A 615-nucleotide genomic window follows, 5' to 3' on the forward strand; every position below is an offset into this window, starting at 1 on the left:
GCCGCCGGTGCCGCCGCCGGCCGCCTGGCCGGAGCCCCAGACCCGCCGCGCCGAGCCCAAGCTGGACTGGCCGCGCCAGCGCTGAGCGCCACGACAGCCGCGATGCGGAAAGGGCCGGGGAAGGCGTTCCCCGGCCCTTTCTTTCTGTCCGGCGCCGCCGGTTCAGTTGGCGGCGGGCGCCACGCCGCGCGCCGCCTGGGCGATGGTCCGGGTGAAGAGGTCGGCGTCCATCTCGGTCAGCAGCGCCTTCTGGCGCGCGGGCACGGCCACGAAGACCTTCAGGTAGCGCCCGGCGGCGACGCCCACGCAGACCTGCTGCCACATGGCGGTGCGGCCATAGGTGCCTTCCAGCACGGCGCATTGCATGGGCGCGCCGCCCGGCACCGCCAGCACATGGCGGCCGGATTCGGTCATGCGGCGGCCCGGCGCCGGGCCGGTGGCCTCGGCCACGCCCTCGTCCAGCCGGGGCGTGATGGCGCTGTCCGGCGTGTCCGCCCGCAGCGGCGGCTGGCCCTGGTCATAGACCAGCACCGAGGCGATGGCGGCCCGCGCCGCCACCCCGGGCCGCGCCAGGGTGGCGTAGTCCACGGCGCGGCCCTGGCCGGGCTGGCTGGC

At 77.4% G+C, this 615-nt stretch carries 1 protein-coding gene; it reads right to left on the reverse strand.

Translation table 11 applies throughout. From position 1 onward, the window contains the following. Positions 1–162: 162 nt before the first annotated feature. On the reverse strand, positions 163–615 hold a 453-nt coding region (locus tag HMPREF0731_RS22615; RefSeq protein WP_007006606.1), incomplete at its 5' end, for a hypothetical protein.

Origin of the sequence: Pseudoroseomonas cervicalis ATCC 49957 (assembly GCF_000164635.1) — a bacterium.
GTDB classification, from domain to species: Bacteria; Pseudomonadota; Alphaproteobacteria; order Acetobacterales; family Acetobacteraceae; genus Pseudoroseomonas; species Pseudoroseomonas cervicalis.